The 19337-nt window shown below is 75.0% G+C and carries 17 protein-coding genes; 9 read left to right on the top strand and 8 right to left on the bottom strand.

Annotation, left to right across the window (positions count from 1 at the left end; all coding sequences use genetic code 11):
• Window positions 1–55: 55 nt before the first annotated feature.
• Window positions 56–1750, top strand: coding sequence for an RNA ligase family protein (locus ACFY00_RS12605; RefSeq protein WP_388030332.1), 1695 nt, complete (start codon window positions 56–58; stop codon window positions 1748–1750).
• The gene (locus ACFY00_RS12600; RefSeq protein ID WP_388030330.1) at window positions 1750–4425 is read left to right on the top strand and encodes a poly(A) polymerase; all 2676 of its coding nucleotides are present in this window, start codon (window positions 1750–1752) and stop codon (window positions 4423–4425) included. The genes ACFY00_RS12605 and ACFY00_RS12600 overlap by 1 nt, the downstream gene beginning before the upstream one ends.
• Window positions 4426–4618: 193 nt before the next feature.
• On the opposite strand, the gene ACFY00_RS12595 is transcribed toward ACFY00_RS12600, so the two are convergent.
• Genes ACFY00_RS12595 through ACFY00_RS12570 form a run of 6 tightly spaced genes read right to left on the bottom strand, consistent with a single transcriptional unit; the run spans window position 4619 to window position 11288 of the window.
• On the bottom strand, window positions 4619–7327 hold the full coding sequence (locus ACFY00_RS12595) for a fumarate reductase/succinate dehydrogenase flavoprotein subunit (RefSeq protein WP_388030327.1): 2709 nt from the start codon (window positions 7325–7327) through the stop codon (window positions 4619–4621).
• Window positions 7328–7352: 25 nt separating this feature from the next.
• Window positions 7353–8069, bottom strand: coding sequence for an ABC transporter ATP-binding protein (locus ACFY00_RS12590; protein WP_388030326.1), 717 nt, complete (start codon window positions 8067–8069; stop codon window positions 7353–7355).
• The gene (locus ACFY00_RS12585; RefSeq protein ID WP_388030325.1) at window positions 8066–8851 is read right to left on the bottom strand and encodes an ABC transporter permease; all 786 of its coding nucleotides are present in this window, start codon (window positions 8849–8851) and stop codon (window positions 8066–8068) included. Before ACFY00_RS12585 ends, ACFY00_RS12590 begins: the two co-directional genes overlap by 4 nt.
• Entirely contained in the window at window positions 8848–10239 is a 1392-nt protein-coding gene (locus ACFY00_RS12580) for an ABC transporter substrate-binding protein (protein ID WP_388030323.1), read from the bottom strand. Before ACFY00_RS12580 ends, ACFY00_RS12585 begins: the two co-directional genes overlap by 4 nt.
• A gap of 11 nt (window positions 10240–10250) precedes the next feature.
• Complete coding sequence (locus tag ACFY00_RS12575; protein ID WP_033221703.1) at window positions 10251–10478, bottom strand: ferredoxin family protein; 228 nt, start codon at window positions 10476–10478, stop codon at window positions 10251–10253.
• Window positions 10479–10523: 45 nt separating this feature from the next.
• Window positions 10524–11288 (bottom strand): GntR family transcriptional regulator, encoded by a 765-nt coding sequence (locus ACFY00_RS12570; protein WP_388030320.1) that lies wholly within the window; start codon window positions 11286–11288, stop codon window positions 10524–10526.
• A 212-nt stretch (window positions 11289–11500) separates the two neighbouring features.
• Between ACFY00_RS12570 and ACFY00_RS12565 the strand changes: the two genes are divergently transcribed.
• Window positions 11501–11878, top strand: a complete 378-nt coding sequence (locus ACFY00_RS12565) for a VOC family protein (RefSeq protein ID WP_388030317.1) — start codon at window positions 11501–11503, stop codon at window positions 11876–11878.
• Between the two features lie 17 nt (window positions 11879–11895).
• Here the strand turns inward: ACFY00_RS12565 and ACFY00_RS12560 are convergent, their stop codons facing one another.
• Window positions 11896–12606 (bottom strand): MOSC domain-containing protein, encoded by a 711-nt coding sequence (locus tag ACFY00_RS12560; RefSeq protein WP_388030314.1) that lies wholly within the window; start codon window positions 12604–12606, stop codon window positions 11896–11898.
• A gap of 64 nt (window positions 12607–12670) precedes the next feature.
• Complete coding sequence (locus tag ACFY00_RS12555; protein ID WP_388030312.1) at window positions 12671–13411, bottom strand: cyclase family protein; 741 nt, start codon at window positions 13409–13411, stop codon at window positions 12671–12673.
• Window positions 13412–13586: 175 nt separating this feature from the next.
• Between ACFY00_RS12555 and ACFY00_RS12550 the strand changes: the two genes are divergently transcribed.
• The 6 genes from ACFY00_RS12550 (at window position 13587) to ACFY00_RS12525 (ending at window position 19228) form a co-directional block, all read left to right on the top strand.
• Window positions 13587–14264, top strand: a complete 678-nt coding sequence (locus ACFY00_RS12550; RefSeq protein ID WP_388030309.1) for a UbiX family flavin prenyltransferase — start codon at window positions 13587–13589, stop codon at window positions 14262–14264.
• Window positions 14265–14382: 118 nt separating this feature from the next.
• Window positions 14383–14844 carry an Lrp/AsnC family transcriptional regulator gene (locus tag ACFY00_RS12545; RefSeq protein WP_033250846.1) on the top strand — a complete coding sequence of 154 codons (462 nt, stop codon included), beginning with the start codon at window positions 14383–14385 and terminating at the stop codon, window positions 14842–14844.
• A 35-nt stretch (window positions 14845–14879) separates the two neighbouring features.
• Entirely contained in the window at window positions 14880–15851 is a 972-nt protein-coding gene (locus ACFY00_RS12540) for a threonine/serine dehydratase (RefSeq protein ID WP_388030307.1), read from the top strand.
• Between the two features lie 53 nt (window positions 15852–15904).
• The gene (gene mqnE, locus ACFY00_RS12535; RefSeq protein WP_380238797.1) at window positions 15905–17068 is read left to right on the top strand and encodes an aminofutalosine synthase MqnE; all 1164 of its coding nucleotides are present in this window, start codon (window positions 15905–15907) and stop codon (window positions 17066–17068) included.
• Window positions 17069–17268: 200 nt separating this feature from the next.
• Window positions 17269–18186 carry a L,D-transpeptidase family protein gene (locus tag ACFY00_RS12530; RefSeq protein WP_388030304.1) on the top strand — a complete coding sequence of 306 codons (918 nt, stop codon included), beginning with the start codon at window positions 17269–17271 and terminating at the stop codon, window positions 18184–18186.
• 97 nt (window positions 18187–18283) lie between these two features.
• Window positions 18284–19228: a beta-ketoacyl-ACP synthase III gene (locus ACFY00_RS12525; RefSeq protein WP_388030302.1), complete on the top strand. Its 945-nt coding sequence runs from the start codon at window positions 18284–18286 to the stop codon at window positions 19226–19228.
• Window positions 19229–19337 lie beyond the last annotated feature (109 nt).

The raw sequence follows: 19337 nt of genomic DNA, 5'->3' as shown, positions 1-19337 counted from the left end.
GCGTCCGCCCGAATTCGTTGGCCGAACGGACCGGGCCGTCCCTAGGGTGGTCCGCATGCGCGTTCACTACCCCCGGACCCCGCACCTCCCGTGGTCCCCGGGGGCGACGGCCGACGACCTCCGCCGCCGGGACGCCTCCGGACTGGCCGACGCCGAGGTGGTCGTCACCGAGAAGCTCGACGGCGAGAACACCACGCTCTACCCCGACGGCCTGCACGCCCGCTCGCTGGACTCCGCGCACCACCCCTCCCGCGCCTGGGTGAAGGGCCTGCAGGGCCGGATCGGCCCGCACGTCCCGCCCGGCTGGCGGATCTGCGGGGAGAACCTGTACGCCCGGCACTCGCTCGCCTACACCGACCTGGACAGCTGGTTCCACGGCTTCTCGGTCTGGACCGACCGCGACCGCTGCCTGGACTGGGACGCCACCGTCCGCTTCCTGCGCCGCCTCGGCGTGCCCACCCCCCGGGTGCTGTGGCGCGGTCGCTACGACGAGCGGGCGATCCGCGCGATCGAGCTCGACCTGGACCGCCAGGAGGGCTACGTGGTGCGGACGGTCGCGGGCTTCGACCGGGCCGAGTTCGGCCACCGGGTCGCCAAGTGGGTGCGCCCGCAGCACGTGCGGACCGACACCCACTGGATGCACGCCGCCGTGGTCGAGAACGGCCTCGGCCCGAACTCCGCGCTCTGGCACGTCCGTTCCGGCGGCGCGCCCGACCCGGCCGCGCTGGCCGCCGCCCTCGGGCTCGACCTCGACCCCGAACTCGACGGCATCACCGCCCGGTTGGACGCCCACGGCCGCACCGGCGACGCCCGGCTCGACGGCGTCCTCGCCCACGCGCTGCGCGCCGACCGCCGCGAACGGCTGCTGCCCGCCCTGGCCGGGCCGCTCGGCCTGCCGCAGGCCCGCCGGATCGCCGACCTGGTCGGCCTGCACCCGCGGCTCGCCCAGCCGTACCCCGACGAGCAGCGCCGGGCCGGGCTCACCGCCCTCACCGCCGCCGCCGACCTCGGCGTGCTGCACGCCGTCGCCGCCGAGGCCCACCCCGCCGCCGAGCAGGAGGTCGCCTGGTCGGCCCTGCACGCCGAGGAGGCCGGACTGCTCGGCCCCGACCCGCTCGGACCGCTCCGCACCGGCCTGCGCGACGCCCTCGCCGACCTCCCGCCGGAGGTCCGCGACCGGTGCTGGGCACAGGCCCGCGAGGCGTACGGCCTCGGCCGGATCAGCACCGCCGAGGAGGCCGTCGCCGCCACCTGGGCCTGGCGCGAGGGCCGCTTCCCCCGGCTGTTCCACCTCTGCGGCCCCTCCGGCAGCGGCAAGTCCACGTACGCCGCCACCCTGCCCGGCACCCGGGTCAGCCTGGACGAGCTGCGGGCCGCCCGCGGCTCCCGCGCCGAGCAGCGCGACAACCCCGAACTGCTGCGCCAGGGCCTGACGGCGCTGGAGGCCGCGCTGGCGGACGGCGGCACCGCCGTGTGGGACGCCACCTCGCTCAACCGCCACCAGCGCGGCCACGTCCGGGCCGTCGCCGAACGCCGGGACGCGTTGCTGACCCACGTCGTCGCCGTCGTCGACGAGGCCGAACTGCGCCGCCGCAACGCCGTCCGCCCGCACCCCGTCCCCGCCGAGGTGCTGACCGCCCAGCTGCACCGCTGGACCCCGCCCTACCCCGGCCAGGCCCACCGCACCTGGTACCTGGACGCCGACGGCACGGTGGCGGCCACCGCCGGGTGCCTGGACGAGGAGGACTGATGCGCCCCATCGAGCAGGTCTGCCAGCGCGTCCGCTGGGACGACCGCTTCGACCCGGCCCGCTTCACCCTCGGCGTCCGGCAGCGCGACGACCGCACCAAGCGCGTCCCGCTGGAGAGCTTCACCGCCGCCGGGGACGTGCCCTGGCACCGCGTCCGGTACGTCGAGGCCGATGGGCAGGTGGTCTGGGACCGCGACACCGGCACCGACCTGCTCGACACCACCACCGCCGGGCGGCGCACCGAACCGGCCGTGCTGCCCGCGCCGTTCTTCACCCCCAGCACCCCGCACGCCTGGCACCCCGACCGCGGCTGGCGGCCCGCCGAGGCCCGGCCGGCCCACGGCGCCGGGCCGCTGCGGGTCGTCACCTGGAACACCCTGTGGGACCGCTACGACCCCGAGCTGATCCACACCGCCCGCCGCCGCCCGCTGCTGCTCGCCGAACTCGAAGCCGCCGACGCCGACCTGATCGCCCTCCAGGAGGTCGAACCGGCCCTGGTCAAGCTGCTGCTGGCCCAGGAGTGGGTCCGGCGCGGCTACACCCTGGGCGCCGACCCGTTCGGCCGGGAGGTCGACGAGCACGGGCTGCTGCTGCTCAGCCGCCTCCCCGTCCAGGAGGCCGGACGGCACGCCCTGGGCCCGCACAAGGCCGTCACCGCGGTCGCCGTCCGCACCGCCGCCGGGCCGCTCACCGTCGCCGCCGTCCACCTCAGCAGCGACCACTCGCCCGACGGCGCCACCCGCCGCACCGCCGAACTCGCCGACCTCGCCGAGGGGTTCGCCGCCGTCCGGGGCGACCTGCTGGTGCTCGGCGACTTCAACGACAGCACCGACCTGCCCGCCACCGCCCTCGGCCTGCGCGACACCTGGACCGAGGCGCACGGCCCCGCGGACCGCACCCCGACCTTCGACCCCGCCGCCAACCCGCTCGCCGCCGTCTCCTCGCTCACCGGCCGCTCCGGCCGCCTCGACCGCGTCCTGCTCCGCCCCGGCCGGGCCCGCACCACCGCCGCCCGCCTGCTCGGCCACCGCCCCGACCCCGACGGGCTGCACCCCTCCGACCACTACGGCCTCGCCGTCGACCTCGACCCCGAGCCCGCCGACGGCCTGCTCGACGCCCCCACCACCGCCCGCACCGCCGTCGCCTGGCTGCCGCCCGCCCACCTGTGGCCCGCCGTCCAGCGCCTGCGCGCCCGCCACGACCCGCAGCACGGGCACTGGCCGCCGCACGTGAACCTGCTGTTCGGCTTCGTCGCCGAGCACGAGTTCGACCGGGCGCTGCCGCTGCTCGCCGAGGCCGCCGCCGAAGTCCCGCCCTTCAGTACGGAGTTGGCAGGCGTACGGACCTTCGAGCAGCCCGGCGCCACCACTCGCTGGCTCGACCCGGCCGTCGGGGCCGCCGCCTCCTGGGCGGCCCTCCACCAGGCCCTGCAGCGCCGCTTCCCGCAGTGCCGCACCCGCGAGGGCGGCTACCGGCCGCACCTCACCCTGGGCCGCGGCGACTTCCCCGTCCACGAGCTGCCGCCCGCGCAGGCCACCGTCGACGAACTCGTGCTGCTCTCCCGGCGCGGCGACGGACCGATGACCCCGCGCGCCGTCGTCAGCCTCGGCACCGGCGCGGTCCGCGAGCTCCCCGAGCCGTCCGCTCCCGTCGTCCGCGTCGAACCTCCCTGCGACACCGCCGAGTTGACCGCCCGGATCGCCGCCGCCCTCCCCGGCGAGACCCACCTGGCCGGCTCCCGCCGGATGCGCTGCCACCTGGACGGCGCCGACCTCGACCTGGTCACCGTCCTGCCCGGGCCCGTCGAACCCGCCGACCTCACCCGGCAGTTGGCCCGGGCGCTACCCGAGGTCCGGCACGTCCGGGAGGTCCGCGGTGCCCGGGTCCCCGGCCTGCGACTGGACTGCGCCGGCCTCACCGTCGACCTGGTGCTGGCTCCCGCCGACGACTCCGCCGAAGCCGCCGCCGCCCGCAGCGCCGTCACCGACGCCGAGGCGGTCCTGGCCGCCGTCGGCCCCCGGCACCCGGCCTTCGCCGTCCTCGCCCGCCGGGTCAAGGCCTGGACGGCGGCCCGCGGCCTCGCCTCCGCCCCCTTCGGCCACCTCCCGTCCCTGGCCTGGACGGTCCTCGCCGCCCGCACCGTCACCGAGACGGCCACCGACGACCCGGACGCGCTCTTCCGCCACTTCACCGAGGTCTGGGCCGCCTGGGACTGGCGCCGCCCCGTCACCCTCCTCGGCGACCCGGCCGCCCCCACCTCCGACCCCGTCACCGTCCTCACCCCCACCGCCCCCGTCCGCAGCTGCACCACCCAGGTCGGCCCCGGCGCCCGCGACCTGCTCACCGAAGAGCTCTACCGGGCCTGGGAACTCGGCCCCGACCACCCCGAACTCCTCGCGCCGCCCCCGCTCCACCGCCGCCACGCCGCCTGGCTCCTCCTCACCCCCGCCCCCGACCGCCTCGGCCCCACCCGCGGCCGCCTCCGCACCCTCCTCACCGCCCTCGAACCCCTCGCCCCCACCCTCCACGCCTGGCCCCACCCCCTCCCCGGCCCCACCCTCGCCCTCGGCCTCGGCCCCACCCCGCCCGCCCCCGCCACCCTCGCCCCCCTGCTCCGCGACATCCTCCCGGAGGTGCCGTACGAGGTCCGCCCCGGCGGGGAGTTCACCTTCTAGGCAGACACCGGGGATGGCAGAGCCCCGCCAGGGACTCGGGGAACGGCGAGTCCGTGCCGCTGGCGGCCGGAGCCCACCGGAGGTCCGTGCTGCTTCGGGCCGTAGGGACAGAACCCGAAGCCACCGCACGCAACGGCAGTGCACCGTCAGCAGACTCGTGCCCGCCGTTCCCCGGGCCCCTGACGGCGCACCCCTACGCCCCCTTCAACGCCAGCCGCGCGTACGCCCGCACGTCCGCGTCCCCGTCCGCCAGCCGTTCCCGCAGCGCCGCGTCGACGCCCGCCTCGGCGGCCCCCGCCGCCATCGCGCGGACCGCGGCCTTGCGGACGTCCGCGTTCCCGTCCGCCGCGAGCCCGGCCAGCGCGTCCCAGCGCCCGGCCGCGCCCAGCACGCCCGCCGCCGCCTTCCGCACCTGCCAGGCCGCGTCCCGGCGTGCGGCGCGTTCCGCCGGCTCCGCGAGGGCCCCGCCCAGCCCCGCCGCCCCGGTGAACGCCCCCGCCCGCACCAGCGGGTCCGGGTCCTCGGCCAGCGCCGCCAGCACCCCCAGCACCTCCGCCGAGGCGGCGGCGGAGCCGATCGCCCCCAGCCCCTCGCCGACGGCGACCCGCACCTCCCGGGCGACGTCCGCCGCCCCGGCGGCCAGCGCGTCCGCCGCGTCCAGCGAGACCAGCCCGCGGACGGCCTGCAGGCGCACCGCCGTCTCCGCGTCGCGCAGCCCGGCCGCGAACAGCGCGACCGACCCGGTGCGCAGCACCCGCGCGAGTTCCTGGACGCCCGCCCGCACCACCGGGTCGGCGGACCCGGCCGCGGCGGCCAGGCCGTCCCCGAGCGAGGCGTCCAGCACCTCGACCAGCTCCCGCAGGCCCGCGACGGCCGCGCCGCGGACCCGCCCGTCCGGGTCGCCGAGCGCGGCGACCAGCGCCGGGCCGGTGCCCTCCGGCGTGTGCTCGGTGAGCGCGGCGACGGCGGCCAGCCGGACGTCCGGGTCGTGGTCGGCCAGGTACCGCACGACCGCGGCGCCCTCCGCCCGCAGCACCTCCAGCACCCGTCCCTGCTCGCGCTCCTCCTCGCGTTCCCGCGGCTTCGCGCCCCCGACCGCGCCCCCGCCCGCGCTGCCCGCCGCGCCCGCGCCCGCGGCCGTCCCGGTACGGCCGACGACCATCGCCTCGACGGTGCCGAGCAGCTCGACCTCCCCGGCGGGGGGCTCCAGGCCGTCGACCGGGACGAGGTAGGGGGCGACCGGCCGGGTCAGGAACTCCATCGCGCCGTCGGCCCGCTTGCGCAGGTTGAGGTGCCGGAACCAGCGCGCGTCGTCCTGCGCGGGCCGGTCCAGGCGCTGGTGGTAGAGGCCCCAGCGGGATTCCTCCCGGGCGAGCGAGGCGCGCGCCGCCATCTCCGCGCAGTCCCGGATGAAGTCGACCTCGACCGCGCGCATGAGTTCGTGCGGGGTGCGGGCGCCGATCCCGGCGACCTCGCTGCGCATCCGCTCGAAGTGGTCGAGCGCGACGGAGAGCCGGGCGCCGGTCTTCGGCGGGGCGATGTAGTCGTTGACGAAGCGCCGCAGCTTGTACTCGACCTGCTGCTGCGGCGGCCCGTCGGGGTGCTCCAGCGCCCGGTAGACCAGCCGGTGCGCCTCGGCGACCTGGTCCGCGGGCAACTGGGCCCGGACGTCCGGCAGGTGGGCGGCCGCGTGCGTCCCGGCCAGCTCGCCGAAGACGAACGCCCCGATCATGTAGTTGTGCGGCACGCAGGCCAGGTCCCCGGCCGCGTACAGCCCGGGCACCGTGGTCGCGGCGTTCTCGTCGACCCAGACGCCGCTGGCGCTGTGGCCGCCGCACAGGCCGATCTCGGAGATGTGCATCTCGACGTCGTGGGTGCGGTAGTCGTGGCCGCGCCCGGCGTGGAAGGTGCCGCGGCTGGGGCGTTCGGTGGTGTGCAGGATCGACTCCAGCGCCTGCACGGTCTCCTCCGGCAGGTGGGTGGTCCGCAGGTACACCGGGCCGCGCTCGGAGGCGAGTTCGACCGCGAACTCGGCCATCATCTGCCCGGACCAGTAGTCGGAGTCGACGAAGCGCTCGCCGTGCCGGTTGACCTGGTAGCCGCCGAACGGGTTGGCGACGTACGCGCAGGCGGGGCCGTTGTAGTCCTTGATCAGCGGGTTGATCTGGAAGCACTCGATGCCGGAGAGCTCCGCGCCCGCGTGGTACGCCATCGCGTAGCCGTCCCCGGCGTTGGTCGGGTTCTCGTAGGTGCCGTACAGGTAGCCGCTGGCGGGCAGCCCGAGCCGTCCGCACGGCCCGGTGGCCAGCACCACCGCCCCGGCCGAGACCAGCACGAACTCCCCGCTGCGGGTGTCGAACCCGGCCGCGCCGACCGCCCGCCCGCCCTCGGTGAGCACCCGCACCGGCATCACCCGGTTCTCGATGGTGACCCTCTCGCGCATCCGGCGCTCGCGCAGGACGCGGTACAGCACCTTCTTGACGTCCTTGCCCTCGGGCATCGGCAGCACGTACGAGCCGGAGCGGTGCACCTGCCGCACCGCGTACTCGCCGTGCTCGTCCTTCTCGAACTTGACGCCGTAGCGCTCCAGCCGCTGCACCATGGCGAAGCCGCGCCGGGCGGTCTGCCGGACGGTGGCCTGGTTGACGACGCCGTCGTTGGCGCGGGTGATCTCGGCGACGTACGCGTCCGGGTCGGCCCGGCCGGGGACGATCGCGTTGTTGACGCCGTCCATGCCCATCGCGAGCGCCCCGGAGTGGCGCACGTGCGCCTTCTCCAGCAGCAGGACGCGCGCTCCGGCCTCGGCGGCGGCGATCGCGGCCATCGACCCGGCGGTGCCGCCGCCGACGACCAGGACGTCGCACTCCAGGCGGCGCGCCTCGCTGATCTCGGGTGTGCGCATCTGCCGTGCCTCTCAGGTGGGTTGGTCAGGTGTACTGGGTGAGGAGCAGCGCGCGCAGCGCGCTCCGGTCGGCGGCGGGGTCGCGCGGCGCGGGCACCTCGTGCAGGGCGGCCAGGGTGCCGCCGGACAGCACGGCGACCCGGTCGCCGAGCAGCAGCGCCTCGTCCACGTCGTGGGTGACGAAGACGACCGTGCAGCGCTCCTTCTCCCAGACGGCGAGCAGGAGTTGCTGCATCGCGGCGCGGGTCTGCGGGTCGAGCGCGCCGAACGGCTCGTCCATCAGCACGGCCTGCGGCGCACCGGCCAACGCCCGTGCTAGCTGGACGCGTTGGCGCTGTCCGCCGGACAACTCCCTTGGAAGCCGCTCGCCGTGGCCGTCCAGGCCGACCCGGCCCAGCCAGTCGGCGACCGGCGCGCGCCGCTCGGCGCGCTTCAACCCGGCGATGGCCAGCGGCAGTTCGACGTTGCGGCGGACGGTGCGCCAGGGCAGCAGCCCGTCCTCCTGGAAGACCAGCGCCCGGTCGGCGCCGGGCCCGGTCAACGGCCGCCCGTCGGCCAGCAGTTCGCCGCCGGTGGGCCGCAGCAGCCCGGCCAGCGCCCGCAGCAGGGTCGACTTGCCGCAACCGGACGGGCCGAGCACGGTCAGCACCTCGCCCGGAGCGACGTCCAACTCGACGTCCCGCAGCACCGGTCGTCCGGGGTGACCGACGCTCAGACCGCGCGCGGTCAGTCGCAGGCTCATGCCCCCACCCCCGCCGGGACCGGAGCGGGCAGCCAGCGGGTCAGCCGCCGCCCGAGCAGCTCGACCGCCCCGGAGGTGGCCCAGCCGAGCAGACCGATGGTGACCATCCCGACGAACACCCCCGGGTAGTCGAGCACGGTGTACGCCGACCAGGTGCGGTAGCCGACGCCGTACTGGCCGGAGACCATCTCGGCGGAGATCACGCAGATCCAGGAGACGCCCAGCCCGACCGACAGCCCGCCGACCACCCCGGGCAGCGCGCCCGGCAGCACCACGCCGAACAGCACCCGGCCCGTCCCGCCGCCCATCGTGCGCACCGCCTCCTCCCAGCGCGGCGGCACCGCCCGCACCGCGTGCCGGGTGGCCACGGTGACCGGGAAGAACGCGGCGGCGCAGGTGATGAACACGATGCCCTGCTCGTTCTCCGGGAACAGCATGATCGCGACCGGGACGAGCGCGATCGCCGGGATCGGCCGGACCAGCTCCAGCACCGGGCCGATCAGGTCGGCGGCGGTGCGCGAGCGGGCGGTCAGCACCCCGGCGGTGACGCCGAGCACGGCGGCCAGCGCGAAGCCGGTGGAGATCCGCCGCAGGCTGTCGGCCAGGTCCTGCCAGTACACGGCAGTGCCGAGCTGCGCCTTCAGCGCGTCGGCGACCTGCAGCACGGTCGGCAGGTGGTCGAAGCGCACCCAGGCCCGCACCTTCCAGGCGGTGAGCGCCTGCCACAGGCCCAGGAAGCCGAGCAGCGCCACCGCCCGCAGCAGCCTGCGCCGCGCGGTCACGAGGCGTCCAGCGCTTGCTGGTAGGTCAGCGCGGCGGCGGAGGGGTGGGCGGCCAGGTAGGCCCTGGCGCCGTCCTCGGTGGTGAAGGGCTTGAACGCGCCGCCGTCCCGGACCCACCAGTCCTGGTCGGCGAACCAGCGGGTGCCGGTGGCCGCGTCGGGCACGTACGCGGCCCGCAGCTTCCCGGCGCCCGCAGCGGCACCGGCCTTCACGGCCTTGAGCAGGCAGTTCGGGTCGGCGGTCGGACGGGTGGACCGCTCGCCCTCGTACCAGAGCTCCCCGGCCAGCGCCGGGTCGGTGACGGGCCGGTCGCAGACGGCGTCGGTGCCGGTGATCCGGGCGGGTTCGCCGTCGGTGACGCCGGAGTCCTTCAGGTAGGACGGGTCGGTGAAGCGGTCCAGGTCGAGCGCCTTGAGCACGCCGACCGAGGTCAGGAACGGGACGTCCGCGCGCATCGCGTCCAGCAGCCGCGGGTCGAGGGCGGTGGCGAAGGTGGCGATGCCGTTGGGGCCGTTGTACAGGTACACCACCTCGGGCGGCAGGCCGGTGGCCTCGGCGACGGTCTGCGCGGCGGCCAGCGGGTGCTGGTTGAGGTCGCGGGTGGCGGCGTCCTGGGCGCGCAGGAAGGCCCGGACGACGTCGGGGTGCGCGGTGCCGAACTTCTGCCGGACCACCACGCCGTGCAGGGTGGGCCGGCCGAGCGCCGCGCCGTCGTACAGCAGCCGCCCGTCCCCGGCGAACACCACCGCGGCCGGCCAGGCCACGAACTGGGCCAGCGCGTCCACGCTGTGCGCCTTCAACGCGGAGGCGCCGACGGCCGGTTGCTGGTTCTGCTTCTGGATGTCGCCCTCGGCGACCCCGGCCTTGGCGAGGGCCTGCACCAGGGTGCCGTCGGAGGCCGAGCCGACCGAGCTGGAGACCCGCTTGCCCTTCAGGTCGGCCAGCGTGTGCGCGGGCGAGTCCTTCGGCACCACCACGGAGTTGAGCGCGCCGAGCAGGTTGTAGCCGGTCACCGAGACCAGCCGGGTGCCGGGTCCGCCGGCCGCCTGGGCCCGGGAGCCGTTGATCAGCAGCGGGTAGTCGCCCATCGAGCCGATGTCGATCTTGTCGGCGAGCATCTGCGCGGTGATCGGCGCGCCCGCGTCGTAGTCCTGCCAGACCACCTTGTAGTGCCGGCCGTCCTGCCTGCCCAGCTCGGCGAGCTGCTGCTCGAAGTAGCCGCGGGCCCGCAGCAGCGTCCCGGCGGTGACGGTGTTGATGGTCTTCGACTGGTAGCCGACCACCACCTCGACGTTCTTCGAGTCGCCCCCCGAGGAGCACCCGGCCGCCCCGGCGACCAGTGTCGCGGCCGCCGCCACGACGCCCAACTTCCTTGCTGCACCAGACATGTGACGCTTCCTCAACGAATCAGGTAGGGCATGTTGACGGTGACCGCCCCGGTGGGACAGCGGGCGGCGCACGGGCCGCAGTACCAGCACTCGTCCACGTGCATGTACGCGGTGCCGCTCTGTTCGTCGATCGCCAGCGAGTCCAGCGGGCACATGTCGACGCACAGGGTGCAGCCGGCGATGCACAGCGAGGCGTCGATGGTCACGGGCACGTCGGTGCGGTGCTCGGCGAGCGCCATCGGTCCAACTCCAAGGTGAGGAAGGTCAGTTCGGGGGTCGAGAGGTCAGGGCAGGTCGCGCAGCAGCCGTCCGCGCATGGCCAGCCGGTCGCCGCGGAAGCGCACGTACTCCAGGTCCACCGGCCGTCCGTCGGCCAGCGTGGTGAGCCGCTCCAGCATCAACAGGGCCGCTCCGCGCGGGACTTCGAGCACCGCGGCGGAGTGCGCGTCGGCGTTGACGGCCTCCAGGGTGATGTCGGCGGCGCCCAGCGGCTGTCCGGCGGCCTCCTCGATCAGCCGGAACACGTCCCGGTGGGCGAGGTCGGCGGGCTCCAGCAGCGCGCCGATGTCCGGCGCCAGGTAGGTCAGGTCCAGCGACAGCGGCAGCCCGTTCAGACGGCGCAGCCGCTCCACGTACACCACGTCCGCCCCGTCCGGCAGGCCGAACCGGCGGGCCACCGCCCCCGGCGCCCGGACCGGGCCGAACGAGCGGACCTCGTTGACCACGTCGCCGTGCTCGTGCAGGGTCTCGGCCAGGCCCTCCAGCCGGTTCAGCCCGTGCGGCACCTTCTCGGCCGCCACCAGCGTCCCCGACCCGGGCACCCGCCGCACCAGGCCCTCCCCGCGCAGCAGGTCCAGCGCCTGCCGCACGGTGTTCCGGGAGGCCCCGAACTCCTGCGCCAGCGCGTCCTCGTGCGGCAGCGGCCCGGTCCCGAACGCCTCGCTCAGCACCTGCTGCCGCAGCACGTCCGCGACCTGCCGGGCCCGGTCGGCCCGCGGTCGCCTGGCCGTGGCACTGCTCCGGCTGCGAACGGTGTTCTCGCTGGTCATCGGGTCTGCTCCGGCCCTCGGCTGCGCTGTCGGCGGCAACCCTAGGGCCGGGGTGCCCCGGTTTTCGTTGCCGCACCATTACGCCACCTGACGGGCCGTCGGAACCGCCGCCCACCTGCGCGGACGCCCTTCCCGCCGGATGAACCGCCACCCGCCGCGCCGATGCGCCATGCTGGGAGGGAGCAGCCACCGCGAGCGGAACGGGGAGCACGATGATCGGCACACTGCAGTGCGTGGTGCTGGACTGCCACTACCCGGCGGGCCTGGCCCAGTTCTACGCCGCCCTGCTCGGCGGCGAGGTGGACCGCCCCGACCCGCGCTGGACGCTGCACGACAGCTGGTCCACCGTCCACCTGCCCGACGGCCGGGTGCTCGCCTTCCAGCGGGTCGAGGACTACCGCCCGCCGATCTGGCCCGACCCGGCCCACCCGCAGCAGTTCCACCTGGACGTGGACGTCCCCGACCTGGCCGCCGCCGAGGCCGCGGCGGTCGCCCTCGGCGCCGAGATCAAGGCGCGCCACGAGCGCTGGACGGTGCTCGTCGACCCGGCCGGCCACCCGTTCTGCCTGGTCCCGCACCGGCAGGGCTGAGGTTCAAGGGCTGGGGTTCACGCCAGCGACAGCGCGTCCCCGACCCGCAGCAGGCCCGGCCGGGCCACCGTCGCCAGCGCCGCCAGCTCGCCGTCCCGCTCGTGCACGACGGTCTTCAGGATCTCCGGCGCGTGCGGCAGCCCGGGCTGCGCCGTCCCCACCATCGCGCACCGCGCGCTGGCCCGGACGAACGCCAGCCGCACCCCGCCCCTGACCCGGCCCTCCCGGCCGCGCCAGGCGTCCTCGGTGAACGGCGGCGTGCCCGGCGGGGTGCGCAGCAGCACGTTCGGCCGGAACCGGCGTTCGTCCACCACCGCCGAGGGCACCGCCCGCGCCACCCAGTCCAGCGTCGCCGTGGTCAGCACGCTGACCGGCAGCTCGTCGAAGTGCGAGACCGCGTCCTCCCGGGCCAGGGCGACGTCCGCCTGCTCCAGGTAGGCGCGCAGGAAGGAGTCCGGGTCCGGCACCGGCATGCCCAGCGGGTCGAACAGGTCGGGGCCGTCGATCCGGGTGCCCAGCCGGGCGCTCAGCCGCAGCAGGCCGTCCATCCGGCGGAAGCGCCGGGTGCTCTTCCCCGACCCCAGCTTCCCGGCCCCGTCGCGCACCGCGTACAGGCGGTCGCCGGCCAGGCCGCGCTCCTCGACCTCGACGGAGTCGAGCAGCTCGCCGCCCGTGGACTTCACGGGGTAGCGCCACAAGCGCTCGACCACACCGACGATCTCAGGCATGGCGGGAGCCTAGCGGTGCGCTCCCGGGATGGTCTAGACCAAGTTGCGGGCGCCGGTCCCGGGTTCAGCCGATCCGCGCCACCGCCCGCACCGGCGCCCCGTCCGCCGCCGTCAACCGCAGCGGGAACAGCGACACCTCCACCGGCACCCCCGCCGCCTGCGCCGCCAGCAGCGCCGACAGGTCCGTCAGGTTCTCCGCGATCACCCCGCCGCCCTCCGGCCCCAGCAGCACCCGGTGCGCGGCCAGCGTCGCCTGTTCCGGCTCGGGATCGTGCTCGTCCGCCAACTCGGCCAGCAGGCTGGCCACTTCGGGGTCGGACGGCCCCGGGTCCGGGGTCGGGTCCACCGAGAGCGCGTCGATGCCCACCGTCCGGACCCCGGCCGCGACGACGGCCTCCGCCGCCTCCTCGGTCAGGTACGGGTGCGCGAAGTACCGGTCCGTCCCCCAGTACCGCGGCCACCCCGTCGCCAGCAGCAGCACCGTCCCGGGCCCGGAGGCCGCCAGCGCGTCCGCGAGGTGCGCCGCCGTGATCTCCCCGCGGGCCGACAGCCCCCGCAGGTCCACCACCACCGCGGGCCCGGTGAACAGCTCCAGCGGCAGTCCGTCCAGCGTCGGCCACCGCACGTCCAGGTGGTAGGGCGCGTCCACGTGCGTCCCGGTCTGCGACCCCAGGTGCACCGCCAGCACGTTCACCCCCTCGCCCTCCACCGTCAGCGCCGCCCGCAACTCCACGCCCGGATCCCCCGGATACACCGGCATCCCGGACACCACCGGATGCGTCAGGTCCACCAACTCCGCTGCCATACCCCCATTGTGACCCCGCCGGAGACCCCCGCCAGAGGGCCCCGTCGGAGGGCCCCGCCAGTGGCCCCGTCAGGGGCCCGGGGAACGGCGGGTCCGAGCTGCTGCCGGTCGGATCCCACCGGAGGTCCGTGCTGCTTCGGGTCGTAGTAACAGAACCCGAAGTCACAATGAACCCATGAGTCCCACCCGCGAGCCCTGGGTCGTCGGCGTCTCCGGCGCCAGCGGCACCCCCTACGCCGCCTCCGTGATCCGCGCGCTGCTGGACGCCGGGGAGCCCGTCGACCTGATCGTCAGCCGGGCGGCGCGGCTGACCATCCTGGACGAGACCGGCATCTCCTTCCGCGACGCGCACTGGCGCACCGACCTGGCCGCCTGGCTCGGCACCGACGAGGCCACGCTGCACGACGTCCGGCACTGGTCCGCGGGCGACTTCGCCGCGGGCCCGTCCTCCGGCTCGTACCCCGCCAAGGGCATGCTGGTCGTCCCGGCGACCACCGGCGCCGCGGCCGGCATCGCGCTGGGCCTGTCCAAGGACCTGCTGCAGCGCGCCGCCTCGGTGACCCTCAAGGAGCGCCGCCCGCTGGTCCTGTGCCTGCGCGAGACCCCGCTGACCGGCACCACGCTGCGCCACCTGGTGGCCCTCGACGAGCAGGGTGCGGTGGTCCTCCCGGCGTCCCCGGGCTTCTACGCGGGGGGATCGACCGCCCGCGAGCTGGTCGACTTCGTGGCGGGCCGGGTGCTCGACGCCGTCGGCGTCCCGCACGGGCTGTACCGCCGCTGGTCGGGCACCCTCGGCGGGGCCGCGAGCACCCCGGCGGGAAGTCCGGAAACCGCCCCGCGCCGGGGCGAGTGAGCGGGGACGCTACGGGAGAGTATGTTCTCTGGGATACCCGGGTTGATCGGCGTACGACGCCTTGGAATCCGGATAATGATCTGTGGTTCCGGTGAGGTTCGGAAGGACGCGGCAGGCAATGGACTCTGTGGACAGACAGCTCATCCAGGCACTCCGGGAGAACGGCCGCGCCTCGTACGCCGAGCTGGGCCGCCTGGTGGGCCTGTCCGGGCCGAGCGTGACGGACCGGATCAACCGCCTGGAGCAGGCGGGCGTGATCACCGGCTACCGGGCGACGGTCAACCCCGCGACGCTCGGCTACGGCGTGACGGCGCTGATCGGCCTGCAGCTCACCGACGCGGCCGACCACGACGACGTCTCGCACCGGCTGAAGGACCTCCCGGAGGTGGAGGACTGCTGGTTCATCGCGGGCGACGACTCGTACATGCTGAAGGTCCGGGTGCCGGACGTGGAGGGCCTGGAGTCGGTGGTCAAGCGGCTGTCCGGCACCAAGGGGGTGGCCCGCACCCGCACCACGGTGGTGCTGTCCACCAAGTGGGAGAACCGGGTCAGCGAACTCCCGCTCCACCCCGCCGAGTAGCCCCCGCGCCCCGCCCCACCGGAGGAAGCCCCGTCATGTCCCTGGTCGACCTGGAAGACCTGCGCGCCGCCCAGCGCCGGATCGCCGGCACGGCGGTGCGCACCCCGCTGCTGCCCTGCCCGTGGGCGGACGGGGCGGCCGGGGGCGGGCGGCGGCTCTGGCTGAAGCCGGAGAACCTGCAGCCGACCGGGGCGTTCAAGATCCGCGGGGCGATGAACCGGCTGGCGGCGCTCACCGACGAGGAGCGGGCCAGGGGAGTGGTGGCCCAGTCCAGCGGCAACCACGCCCAGGCGGTGGCGTACGCGGCGCAGCGGCTCGGCGTCAAGGCGGTGATCGTGATGCCCGACACCTCGCCCGCCGTGAAGATCGAGAACACCCGCTCGTTCGGCGCCGAGGTGGTGATCGTGACCGCCGAGGAGCGCGACACCGTCCCGGCCGAGCTGGCCGCCGCGCACGGCTACGTCTGGGTGCCGCCCTACGACGACCCGTACATCGTGGCGGGCCAGGGCACCGTCGGCCTGGAGATCGCCGAGGACGCCCCGGACGAGCTGGACACCGTGCTGGTGCCGGTCTCCGGCGGCGGCCTGATCTCCGGGACGGCCGCGGCGCTCAAGCTGGCCTGCCCGGGCGTCCGGGTGGTCGGCGTGGAGCCGGAGCTCGCGGCGGACGCGCAGCAGAGCCTGCGCTCGGGCGTGCGCACCGCCTGGCCGGTCGCCGACACCTACCGGACGATCGCGGACGGCCTGCGCACCCCGTCGGTCGGCGTGCTGCCGTTCGAGCACATCACCGCCTACGTGGACGACATCGTCACCGTCTCCGAGGACGAGATCCGCGCCACCGTCGCCCTGCTGGCCCGCCGCGGCCGCCTGGTCGCCGAGCCCTCCGGCGCGGTCGCCCCGGCCGCCTACTTCCACCGGGCCGGGGAGCTCGGCGGGAGGGTGTTCGCGGCGGTCGTCAGCGGCGGCAACCTCGACCCCGCCCTGCTGGCCGGTCTGCTGGCCGCCTAGGCGTAGTCTCGGTCCCGGCAACGAATCGAAGTCGCAAGGAGGCGGAGCGCCGCATGGACGCAGGGCTCAAGCGCGAGCTGGAGGCGAAGGTCTACGCCGGTGAGCGGCTGACCCGCGAGGACGGGATCGCGCTCTACGCGAGCGACGACCTGGCCTGGCTGGGCGGCCTGGCGCACCACGTGCGGACGCGGAAGAACGGCGACGTCGTCCACTTCAACGTCAACCGCCACCTGAACATGACCAACGTCTGCAGCGCCTCCTGCGCGTACTGCTCGTTCCAGCGCAAGCCGGGCGAGAAGGACGCGTACACGATGCGGATCGAGGAGGCCGTCCGGCTCGCCAAGGCGATGGAGTCGGAGTCGCTGACCGAGCTGCACATCGTCAACGGCCTGCACCCGACCCTGCCGTGGCGCTACTACCCGCGCTCGCTGCGGGAGCTGAAGGCCGCGCTGCCGAACGTCTCGCTGAAGGCCTTCACCGCCACCGAGATCCACTGGTTCGAGCGGATCAGCGGCCTGAGCGCGAGCGAGATCCTGGACGAGCTGATCGACGCGGGCCTGGAGTCGCTGACCGGCGGCGGCGCGGAGATCTTCGACTGGGAGGTCCGCCAGCACATCGTCGACCACGACACCCACTGGGAGGACTGGTCGCGGATCCACCGCCTGGCGCACGAGAAGGGCCTCAAGACCCCGGCCACCATGCTGTACGGCCACATCGAGGAGCCCCGCCACCGGGTCGACCACGTGCTGCGGCTGCGCGAGCTGCAGGACGAGACCGGCGGCTTCCAGGTCTTCATCCCGCTGCGCTACCAGCACGACTTCCACGACTCCAAGGACGGCAAGGTCCGCAACCGCCTGATGGAGCGCACCGAGATGGCCACCGGCGCCGAGGCGCTGAAGACCTTCGCGGTGTCCCGCCTGCTGTTCGACAACGTCCCCCACGTCAAGGTGTTCTGGGTGATGCACGGCGTCACCACCGCCCAACTGGCGCTCAGCCACGGCGCGGACGACATGGACGGCTCGGTGGTCGAGTACAAGATCACCCACGACGCGGACAACTTCGGCACCCCCAACAAGCTGGGCCGCGACGACCTGCTCGGCCTGATCCGGGACGCCGGCTTCCGCCCGGTCGAGCGCAACACCCGCTACGAGGTCATCCGCGAGTACGACGGTCCGGACCTCGCCCGCCGGGAGACCCCGCAGGCGATGCGCCTCTGAGCGTCCGCCACTTCGCGACCCGCGCCCGGTGACCGGTTTCGGCCACCGGGCGCGGCCCGTTGTCCGGGGGCGCGCGGGATGAAGGCGCACCACCGGGGCAAGCGGGAGCGCGGAGAAACGTTTCCCGAGCGCGTATGCTCACAGGCTCATCACACGGCCCGGGTTCCGTCGCGTCCCCGAGGTCTGGGAGGATCGTTCGCATGTCCGGTTCCCATCGCGCCGCCCCGCACCGCCGTCCGGCTCCCGCGCCGGTCGACCGGAGCGAGGCCGAGCAGTTGCAGGGCCGAGCCGCCACCCGCCGCAGCCGCCGCAAGGCGAAGCCGCGCCGCGCCCGCAAGCTGACCGTCGGCACCGCCACCCTGCTGGCGCTCGCGGCCGGCTGGTTCACCGTCGGCCCGGGCCGGGACTTCCAGGCGAGCACCGCCAGCGCGGCCCCCGACCACGAGCCCGAGGTCGTCCCGATGCAGGCCGCCGACGCCGGGCAGCACACCGAGGCCCCCGCCGCGGACCGCTCCGACCGGGAGCGGATCACCAGCATCCCGGGCATCGGCGCCGACTGGATGGCGAAGGTCCCCGCGGAGACCGGTCAACTGCTGGTCGCCAGCGGCCAGGGCAAGGACTCCTCGGACAACACCGTCACGCTGTGGACCCGCGGCGCCGACGGCAGCTGGCAGGCCGGCCAGGCCTGGCCCGCCCACAACGCCTTCAAGGGCTGGACCACCGACCACCGCTCCGGCGACCTGCGCAGCCCGATCGGCCTGTACTCGCTCACCGACGCGGGCGGCCGCAAGGCCGACCCCGGCTCCAAGCTGCCGTACGACGAGAACAAGAACTTCGTGATGTCCGGGCGCGGCTTCAACAACGAACCGCTGGCCGGGTCCTTCGACTACGTGATCGCGATCAACTACAACCGGGTCGAGGGCACCTCCCCGCTCGACACCACCTACCCGCAGGGCGCGGCCAAGGGCGGCGGCATCTGGCTGCACCTCGACCACGGCGGCCCCACCCACGGCTGCATCTCGCTGACCGAGGACCACATGGTCGAGCTGATCAAGACCCTGGACCCGGCGCTGCACCCGATGATCATGATGGGCGACGCCCAGTCGCTGGCCTCCTGATCAGGCCCCGGTTGTGAGGGACCTACAGCATCCGGCACCCGATCCTGTGTCGGGCCGTCACCTCCTGACTCACCGGTAACCCGGTTGAGTGGGCGGTATGACCGCCTCCCGCATCGTGGCGCTGGGCCACCACCAGCCGCCGAAGGTCCTGACCAACGACGACCTCTCGGCGTTGGTCGACACCGACGACGAGTGGATCCGCTCCCGGGTCGGCATCCGCACCCGCCACATCGCGGAGGACGAGACCCTGGTCGACCTCGCGGTGGGCGCCGCCGAGAAGGCCCTCGCCCGCGCGGGCGTGACGCCCGACCAGGTCGACCTGGTCGCCGTCGCGACCTGCACCGCCGTCGAGCGCAGCCCCAGCACCGCCGCCGCCGTCGCCGCCCGCCTGGGCATCCCCGCCCCCGCCGCGTACGAGCTGAACACCGCCTGCTCGGGCTTCTCGTACGCGCTGGCCACCGCCGACCACGCGATCCGGGCCGGGGCCGCGACCCGGGCGCTGGTGATCGGCGTGGAGCGGATGTCCGACCTCATCGACTGGACCGACCGCACCACCTGCGTGATCTTCGGCGACGGCGCGGGCGCCGCCGTCCTGGAGGCGGTCCCCGACGAGCGGGCCGGGATCGGACCGGTGGTGTGGGGCTCCGAGCCGGAGAAGGGCGAGGCGGTCGCGATCAGCGGCTGGAAGCCGGTGATCAGCCAGCAGGGCCAGACCGTGTTCCGCTGGGCCACCACCCAGGTCGCCCCGCTGGCCCGCAAGGCCTGCGAGAAGGCCGGGATCGACCCGTCCGAGCTGCGCGGCTTCGTCGCCCACCAGGCCAACCTGCGGATCATCGACGCCATCGCGGGCAAGCTCGGCCTGGCCGAGGACGCGGTGGTCGCCCGCGACGTGGTCGACTCCGGCAACACCTCCGCCGCCTCCATCCCGCTCGCCCTGTCCAAGCTGGTCGAGCGCGGCGAGCTGCACAGCGGCGACCCGGTGCTGCTGTTCGGCTTCGGCGGCGGCCTGGCCTACGCCGGACAGGTCGTGCACTGCCCCTGAGCGGCGTTGCGGCACCCGGACGGCGTTCCGGCAGCACGAAGGGGCGGCCGGGAGGATAGGACCTCCCGGCCGCCCCTTGCGTCCGTTGAAGGACGGCGCTCCGCGGTAC

Source organism: Kitasatospora sp. NPDC001540 (assembly GCF_042894345.1).
GTDB classification, from domain to species: Bacteria; Actinomycetota; Actinomycetes; order Streptomycetales; family Streptomycetaceae; genus Kitasatospora; species Kitasatospora phosalacinea_C.
Note: the sequence above shows the minus strand (reverse complement) of the source record. Positions and strands in the feature narration are given on the sequence as shown.

Excerpts from the sequence above, each read along its gene's own strand:
- ACFY00_RS12570 (WP_388030320.1), bottom strand. The coding sequence starts at position 11,288 with ATGACCAGCGAGAACACCGTTCGCAGCCGGAGCAGTGCCACGGCCAGG.
- ACFY00_RS12525 (WP_388030302.1), top strand. The coding sequence starts at position 18,284 with ATGACCGCCTCCCGCATCGTGGCGCTGGGCCACCACCAGCCGCCGAAG.
- ACFY00_RS12545 (WP_033250846.1), top strand. The coding sequence starts at position 14,383 with ATGGACTCTGTGGACAGACAGCTCATCCAGGCACTCCGGGAGAACGGC.
- ACFY00_RS12555 (WP_388030312.1), bottom strand. The coding sequence starts at position 13,411 with ATGGCAGCGGAGTTGGTGGACCTGACGCATCCGGTGGTGTCCGGGATG.
- ACFY00_RS12540 (WP_388030307.1), top strand. The coding sequence starts at position 14,880 with ATGTCCCTGGTCGACCTGGAAGACCTGCGCGCCGCCCAGCGCCGGATC.
- ACFY00_RS12595 (WP_388030327.1), bottom strand. The coding sequence starts at position 7,327 with ATGCGCACACCCGAGATCAGCGAGGCGCGCCGCCTGGAGTGCGACGTC.
- ACFY00_RS12580 (WP_388030323.1), bottom strand. The coding sequence starts at position 10,239 with ATGTCTGGTGCAGCAAGGAAGTTGGGCGTCGTGGCGGCGGCCGCGACA.
- ACFY00_RS12605 (WP_388030332.1), top strand. The coding sequence starts at position 56 with ATGCGCGTTCACTACCCCCGGACCCCGCACCTCCCGTGGTCCCCGGGG.
- ACFY00_RS12600 (WP_388030330.1), top strand. The coding sequence starts at position 1,750 with ATGCGCCCCATCGAGCAGGTCTGCCAGCGCGTCCGCTGGGACGACCGC.
- ACFY00_RS12530 (WP_388030304.1), top strand. The coding sequence starts at position 17,269 with ATGTCCGGTTCCCATCGCGCCGCCCCGCACCGCCGTCCGGCTCCCGCG.
- mqnE (WP_380238797.1), top strand. The coding sequence starts at position 15,905 with ATGGACGCAGGGCTCAAGCGCGAGCTGGAGGCGAAGGTCTACGCCGGT.
- ACFY00_RS12560 (WP_388030314.1), bottom strand. The coding sequence starts at position 12,606 with ATGCCTGAGATCGTCGGTGTGGTCGAGCGCTTGTGGCGCTACCCCGTG.
- ACFY00_RS12565 (WP_388030317.1), top strand. The coding sequence starts at position 11,501 with ATGATCGGCACACTGCAGTGCGTGGTGCTGGACTGCCACTACCCGGCG.
- ACFY00_RS12575 (WP_033221703.1), bottom strand. The coding sequence starts at position 10,478 with ATGGCGCTCGCCGAGCACCGCACCGACGTGCCCGTGACCATCGACGCC.
- ACFY00_RS12590 (WP_388030326.1), bottom strand. The coding sequence starts at position 8,069 with ATGAGCCTGCGACTGACCGCGCGCGGTCTGAGCGTCGGTCACCCCGGA.
- ACFY00_RS12550 (WP_388030309.1), top strand. The coding sequence starts at position 13,587 with ATGAGTCCCACCCGCGAGCCCTGGGTCGTCGGCGTCTCCGGCGCCAGC.